8 protein-coding genes and 1 pseudogene are annotated in these 6,780 nt (G+C 69.2%); 7 read left to right on the top strand and 2 right to left on the bottom strand.

What is annotated here, in order from left to right; genetic code table 11:
• Positions 1-1,163: methyl-accepting chemotaxis protein (locus HUU95_RS14485; protein ID WP_302480093.1), on the bottom strand; the 1,163-nt coding region annotated here is incomplete at its 3' end.
• Between the two features lie 169 nt (positions 1,164-1,332).
• On the opposite strand from HUU95_RS14485, the gene sdhC reads away from it, so the two are divergent.
• From sdhC to HUU95_RS05070, 6 genes are read left to right on the top strand one after another with little or no spacing between them, the layout of a single operon-like run.
• Positions 1,333-1,740, top strand: coding sequence for a succinate dehydrogenase, cytochrome b556 subunit (gene sdhC, locus HUU95_RS05095; RefSeq protein WP_174279123.1), 408 nt, complete (start codon positions 1,333-1,335; stop codon positions 1,738-1,740).
• Between the two features lies 1 nt (position 1,741).
• Entirely contained in the window at positions 1,742-2,128 is a 387-nt protein-coding gene (gene sdhD / locus HUU95_RS05090) for a succinate dehydrogenase, hydrophobic membrane anchor protein (protein ID WP_174279122.1), read from the top strand.
• A complete protein-coding gene (sdhA, locus tag HUU95_RS05085) occupies positions 2,128-3,930 on the top strand; it encodes a succinate dehydrogenase flavoprotein subunit (protein WP_174279121.1) in 1,803 nt (600 codons plus the stop codon). The genes sdhD and sdhA overlap by 1 nt, the downstream gene beginning before the upstream one ends.
• 46 nt (positions 3,931-3,976) lie before the next feature.
• On the top strand, positions 3,977-4,225 hold the full coding sequence (locus HUU95_RS05080) for a DUF1902 domain-containing protein (RefSeq protein ID WP_174279120.1): 249 nt from the start codon (positions 3,977-3,979) through the stop codon (positions 4,223-4,225).
• A 26-nt stretch (positions 4,226-4,251) separates the two neighbouring features.
• A complete protein-coding gene (locus HUU95_RS05075; RefSeq protein ID WP_254602630.1) occupies positions 4,252-4,425 on the top strand; it encodes a type II toxin-antitoxin system HicA family toxin in 174 nt (57 codons plus the stop codon).
• Positions 4,426-4,436: 11 nt separating this feature from the next.
• Positions 4,437-5,279, top strand: a complete 843-nt coding sequence (locus tag HUU95_RS05070; RefSeq protein ID WP_254602629.1) for a glycoside hydrolase — start codon at positions 4,437-4,439, stop codon at positions 5,277-5,279.
• 4 nt (positions 5,280-5,283) lie between these two features.
• Here the strand turns inward: HUU95_RS05070 and HUU95_RS05065 are convergent, their stop codons facing one another.
• Complete coding sequence (locus HUU95_RS05065; protein ID WP_174279117.1) at positions 5,284-6,297, bottom strand: SDR family oxidoreductase; 1,014 nt, start codon at positions 6,295-6,297, stop codon at positions 5,284-5,286.
• An 89-nt stretch (positions 6,298-6,386) separates the two neighbouring features.
• Here HUU95_RS05065 and HUU95_RS14480 point away from each other — a divergent pair.
• Positions 6,387-6,780: pseudogene (locus HUU95_RS14480) on the top strand (C13 family peptidase); the annotation flags it as partial.

Below are 6,780 nucleotides of genomic sequence, written 5' to 3'. Positions count from 1 at the left end.
GTGACGGTCTGGGCCTGGGCCTCCATGGCGTGGCGGATGCGCTCGGCGGAGTCCTGGACCTCGGCGACGGTGGCCTTGATGGAGGCGTTGGTGCCGACGGTGGATCGGGTGGCGGACTGGATGGCGGCGATCTTGGCGGCGATGTCGTCGGTGGCGCGCGCGGTCTGGGAGGCGAGGCTCTTGACCTCCTGTGCGACCACCGCGAAGCCGCGTCCGGCGTCGCCGGCGCGCGCGGCCTCGATGGTGGCGTTGAGGGCCAGCAGGTTGGTCTGGCCCGCGATGTCGCGGATCAGCCCCAGGATGCTCTCGATCGACTGGGCGTGGTCGGACAGCGTGTTGCTCATCCCCACCGCCTCGCCCGCCTGCGCGCTGGCCCGGGTCGCGATCTCGGCGGCGGCGTCCACCTCCGTGCGCGCGTCCTCGATCGCGCGGATCAGCCCGGCCGCCGTCTGCGCCGCCTCGCGCATCGCCACCGCCGACTGTTCCGCCGCCGCCGCCACCTCGCTCGCCTTGCCCAGCACACCCCGCGCCGACGCCGACGCCCCACCCGCCTGACCCTTCAGCGCGCCGCCGTCCTCGTTGGTGTGTTCCACCATTTGCGCGATCGTCTCGCGGAACTCCGCCGCCAGCGCCTCGCGCGCGGCGCGCTCGGCGAAGCGGCAATAGCCGTTGTAGAGCGTGCAATAGATGTCGCACTCCAGCGCGAACATCCGGAACAGCAGCTCCGTGAACGCGGCCATTCGGTGATCATCCGCGCCGACGCGGACGAGCAGCAGGTCGAAGGTCGCGCGGCGGCCGGCATCGGCCATCGCCAGGATCTGCGTCAGCTCGACGTTCGCCATCCGCGACGTCGCCACCAAGCGCTCCGCCGACCGCAGCCATGCGTCCCCGCCCGTGTCGCTGAAATGGTTGCGCACATAGGCGATCCCCAGCTCATACATCCGCTCCTGTTCCTGCGTCGACCAGTCGCCCCCGGTGCCGTAGAGCGTGCGACGCCGCGCCCATACCGCCACCGTGATCTGGCGCGCATCCGGCTCGATCACCGTCCATAACGCGCGCGCCAGTTCCTGCTCGGCGTCGCCCAGGTTATAGGCGCGCAGCTTTCCGGCAATGTCGATCGTCGGGGTGAGGCTCTCGGGCGGGGGCAGGGTCACGGACACGATGAGCGATACTCCAGCGGCAATCCGGACCCGACTAAACCGCGATAGTTAATCGCAGGTTAGGGCTTGGACCGCGCCCGGCTTGCATCGCCGGGCGTGGCACCACATAGCAGCCGGTACATTCGCGACAGGATCAACGACCTTGGCTTCCCGCCCGCAAGACCGGCCCCAGGTGCGCAGCCCCGGGCGCCCACTTTCCCCGCACCTCCAGATCTGGCGCTGGGGCCCGCACATGCTGGTCTCGATCATCCATCGCGCGCTGGGCGTCGGCATGGCGCTGGTCGGCGTGCCATTGTTCGCCTGGTGGCTGGCGGCGGCGGCGGGTGGCGCGAACAGCTACGGCACCTTCCTGGACGTCTTCACGACGGCGAGCGGCGCGCTCAACGTGGTGGGCTATGTCGTCGGGATCGGCCTGACCTGGTCGGTGCTTCAGCACATGATGACGGGCATCCGCCATCTCGTGCTCGACACGGGCGCGGGCTATGAACTGCGTCGCAACAAGCGGGGCGCGCTGGCGACGCTGGTGATCTCGACCGTCCTCACCATCGCCTATTGGGCCTATCTGATCGGGGGGCGCTGAGATGGGGACGGGCACCAGCATCGGCCGCGTTCGCGGCCTCGGCGCGGCGCACGAGGGCACGCACCATTGGTGGCGCCAGCGGATGACGGCGGGCGGCAACATCCTGCTCGTCACCTGGCTGCTGATCTCGGTCGCGCGGTTCGGCGGCTTTGACCTCGCCAGCATCGCGACCTGGGCGGCGTCGCCCTGGGTGGCGATCCCGCTCGCGCTGTTCGTCGTCAACGTGCTCACCCATCTGCGCCTCGGGCTGCAGGTGGTGATCGAGGATTATCAGCATGACGAGACGCGCGTCGTCCTGATCGTGTTGCTCAATCTCTACGTGGTGGCGACGGGCGCGGTCGCGCTGTTCGCCATTCTCCACCTCGCGATCGCCGGAGCGCCGCGCTGATGCCTGCTGCCTACAAGATCGTTGATCACACCTATGACGCGGTGGTCGTCGGCGCGGGCGGCTCCGGCCTGCGCGCGACGATGGGCATCGCCGAGAGCGGGCTCAAGACCGCGTGCATCACCAAGGTGTTTCCCACGCGCTCGCACACCGTCGCCGCGCAAGGCGGGATCGCGGCGTCGCTGGGCAACAACTCGCCCGATCACTGGTCGTGGCACATGTACGACACCGTCAAGGGCTCCGACTGGCTCGGCGACCAGGACGCGATCGAATACATGGTGCGCGAAGCGCCCGCCGCCGTGATCGAGCTGGAGCACGCCGGCGTCCCGTTCAGCCGCAACGACGATGGCACCATCTACCAGCGCCCGTTCGGCGGCCACATGCAGAACATGGGCGAGGGCCCGCCCGTCCAGCGCACCTGCGCCGCCGCCGACCGCACCGGGCATGCGATGCTCCATGCGCTGTACCAGCAGAGCCTGAAGTATAACACCGACTTCTATGTCGAATATTTCGCGCTCGACCTGATCATGGAGGACGGCGTCTGCCGCGGCGTGATCGCCTTGTGCATGGAGGACGGCTCGATCCACCGCTTCCGCGCGCATCAGGTGGTGCTGGCGACCGGCGGCTATGGCCGCTGCTACTTCTCCGCGACGTCGGCGCACACCTGCACCGGGGACGGCAACGCGATGGTGCTGCGCGCCGGCCTGCCGCTTCAGGATATGGAGTTCGTCCAGTTCCACCCCACCGGCATCTACGGCGCCGGCGTGCTCATCACGGAGGGTGCGCGCGGCGAGGGCGGTTATCTCACCAACAGCGAGGGCGAGCGCTTCATGGAGCGCTATGCCCCGTCGGCGAAGGACCTCGCGTCGCGCGACGTCGTGTCGCGGTCGATGGCGCTGGAGATGCGCGAGGGCAGGGGCGTCGGCCCGCACAAAGACCATATCTTCCTGCACCTCGACCATATCGATCCCAAGGTGCTGCACGAGCGGCTGCCCGGCATTACCGAGACCGGCAAGATCTTCGCCGGCGTCGACCTGACGCGCCAGCCGCTGCCCGTGACGCCCACCGTTCACTACAACATGGGCGGCATCCCCACCAACTTCCACGGCGAGGTCGTCCACCTCAAGGACGGCAACCCCGACGCCGTCGTGCCGGGCCTGTTCGCGGTCGGCGAAGCGGCGTGCGTGTCGGTGCATGGCGCCAACCGGCTCGGTTCGAACAGCCTGATCGACCTGGTCGTGTTCGGCCGCGCGACGGGGCTGCGCGTGCGCGACATCCAGAAGCCGGGCGCCGCGCATGCCCCCCTGCCCAAGGGCTCGGAGGAGCTGTCGCTCACCCGGCTCGACCGGTTCCGCAACGCGGCCGGCGACTCGCCGACCAGCGCGATCCGGGGCGAGATGCAGCGCACGATGCAGGCGCATTGCGCCGTGTTCCGCGACACCGCCTCGCTCGCGGAGGGCCAGGCCAAGATCAAGGCGACCTATGCGCGCCTGGCCGATGTCGGCGTTACCGACCGCTCGATGATCTGGAACACCGATCTGGTCGAGACGCTGGAGCTGGACAATCTGCTGGGCCAGGCCGTGGTGACGATGGACTCCGCCGCCAACCGCAAGGAGTCGCGCGGCGCCCACGTCAACGAGGACTTCCCCGACCGCCTGGATGGCGAGTGGATGAAGCACACGCTGACGACCTTCACCGGCTGGGGCGGCGTCGGCGGCGCGACCGCGATCGACTACCGCCCGGTGCACGATTACACGCTGACCGACGACGTGGACTACATCAAGCCGAAGAAGCGGGTTTATTGAGGGGCGGTAGGGGCCGCGCACCCAAGCCTGGAAAGAGGGATCGGACATGAACCTGTGGAACATCCGGGCGAACTATGATCCGGAATCGCGGACGTGGTATACACTGGATGGTGATATCCCTGGTCTGCTCGCCGACGCCGCCACGATCGAGGAACTTGCGCTCAAGGCTGGCGGCATGCTTCCGGATCTGCTCGAGATTCACGGCGGTGATTTCCACGATAAGACTCGGTTGCGAGGGCCGCACCGGATCCACGTAATCGCCTTTCATGAGCGCGACTTCGATGTAGCCGCCTGACGGTGGTTCGTGGCTATACCGCGCGGGTGCGCGAGCTGCTGGCAGAGCGAGGCTGCGCCTTTCTGCGGGAGGGCAAGGGCGATCATGAGATATGGGTGTGCCCCGGAGTATCCCGACCCGTTATCGTCGACGGCCGCATCATGTCGCGCCACCTCGCCAATGGCGTACTGAAGCAGGCCGGTATCAAGGCCAAAGTGTGATGCGGCCAGGGTTGGCCGCCCTCCTCTTCGCCGCCGCACCCGCCGCCATCACTTCGCCCCCGCCCGCGATCCATGCCGACCCGTTCTACGCCAAATACCTAGACGCCGCCGGGCTGCCCGTGCTCGCGTCGGCGCGCGTGCCGGACGAGGCGCTGGTCGCCGCGCGGGACATCGTGGCGGGCATGGTGGCGCATCGGCCCGACCTCGCCGCCGCGCTGGTCGCGCGCGGTTATCGCATCGCGGTCATGGCGGCGGACGAGACCACCACCGACCTGCCCGAGCAGCATGGCTGGACCAGGCCGCTGCCCAACGACATCCGCCTCACCCGGTGCGAGCGCAAGCTGTACCCCGATCGGATCGGCCGTTTCACCGACCGGCAATATTGGGACGCCCGCGCGCGCGGCATGGCGGGGCCGCTGACCAGCGCGGCGGCGGAGAACCTGCTCGCTGGCCCGGGCGACCGCTATCATGGCGAGAACATCTTCGTGCACGAGATGGGGCACGATGTGCTCGCCGCGATCCGCGCCACCGATCCGGCGCTCTCCGCGCGCATCGACCGCGCCTATGCAGACGCGATGCGGCGGGGTCGCTGGAAGGACGAATACGCCGCCACCAACGTGGACGAATATTGGGCGGTGGGCACGCAGTTCTGGTTCAACTCCGCGCGCCTCGTCGCGTTCGACCGGGTCCACCTCCTGTCGGACGCCGACCTCGTCCGCTACGACCCCGCGCTCGCCGCCGTGTTGCGCTCGGCCTATGGCGACACGCACCACCTGCTCGCCGACCGGTTTTATCGCAGCCCCGATCGCGTGCCGCCCGGGCCGGTCCCGAAATACACCGCCGAGCAATGCTGACCCGTTAGTCCGTTTTCTTCCCCCCGCGCGCGAACAGCAGCGCCACCGCGCCCGCCAGCGTGCCGCCGATCACCGCGCTGGTGAGGCGGGGATGCATCGCGGCGGCGGTGTAGAGGCTCCACTCCTTCGCCGTATGCTCGCCCGAGCGCTCGCGGCCGGCGTTGACCTCAGCCTCCCACAGGTTGGTCGGCGGCTGCGGCGTCTGGGGATCGGTCATCGCCTTGGTCGAGGCGGGCGCCAGCTTCTCGTACAGCGCCTTGAAATGCTGCGAGAACAGCACCTGCGCCCGGCCCGAGCCGCCGACGGTGATCTCGCGCTGTGGGTGGACGGCGGCGTGCAGGATCGCGTCGGCGACCAGTTCGGGCGCGTAGATCAGCGGCGGGATCTGCGCCTCGCCCGCGCCCGTGTGGTTGGCGGCATGCTGGGCGATCGGCGTGTCGATGCCCGACGGCTTCACCAGCGTGATCGAGACCGGCACGCCATCGCCTTCCAGCTCGATCCGCAGCGACTCGGTGAAGCCCTTCACCGCATGCTTGGACGCGGCATAGGCGGACATCAGCGGCGTCGCCATGTCCGAGCCGATCGAGCCGACGGTGATCAATGCACCGCCCTTGGCCCGCAGATGTGCGACGGCGGTCAGGCTGCCGTGCACGACGCCCCAGTAATTGGTCTCGAACAGCTTGCGGTGCTCATCCTCGGGCGTGTCGACCAACTTGGCATAGATCGCGACGCCCGCGTCGTTGATCCAGGTGTCGATCCGGCCGAACCGCTCGATCGCGGTCTCGGCGGCGCGCTTCACCTGCGCGGCGTCGCCGACGTCGGCGACCGCGAAGTCGGCGGTGCCGCCGGTGTTGTTGATCTGGCGGACCGCATCGCCCAGCGCATCGGCGGAGCGGGCGACCAGCAGCACCTTGGCGCCGCCCGCCGCCGCGCGCCTGGCGGTGACCAGGCCGATGCCTGAGCTGGCGCCGGTGATCACGATCACCTGTTCGGCCAGCGGCTTGAGGTTGACGGTCATGGGGAGAACTCCTTCGCGCGCCCAACCGGACAGGACCGCGCCGGTTCCGCCGCTTGACATGGGGCAAGAGGATGAGATCGTGGTGAAAGATGCTCCGCCTGCCGCTCCTCGCCTTGCTCCCGCTCGCCGCCGCCGCGCAGGGACCCGCCACCTACCAGCCGATCCAGCACCAATCTGGCGCCCCGCTGATCGATCGCGCCAGCGAGCAGGAGCTCGCCTTGCTCGCCAACCAGGGCATCGCGATCGAGCATGACCGCCCACCCGACCAGGCGCTGGCCGAGCACCGCCGGCTCGACCGCGCGCTGGCCGCGCTTCAGCCGCAGCGGCCGGGCCAAGTCGACGCCTATGTCGTCGCGGTCGCGCTCGACAGCGATCCGGTGTTCGGGCGCGAGGCGCGCGAGGCGGCACGCGTGCTGTCGCGCCGCTATGGCGCCGCCGGGCACACGATCGTGCTCGCCGGCACGGACGGCACGGCGGATTCGA

The sequence above is a fragment of the Sphingomonas bacterium genome (assembly GCF_903643065.1).
Taxonomy (GTDB): Bacteria; Pseudomonadota; Alphaproteobacteria; order Sphingomonadales; family Sphingomonadaceae; genus Sphingomonas.
Note: the sequence above shows the minus strand (reverse complement) of the source record. Positions and strands in the feature narration are given on the sequence as shown.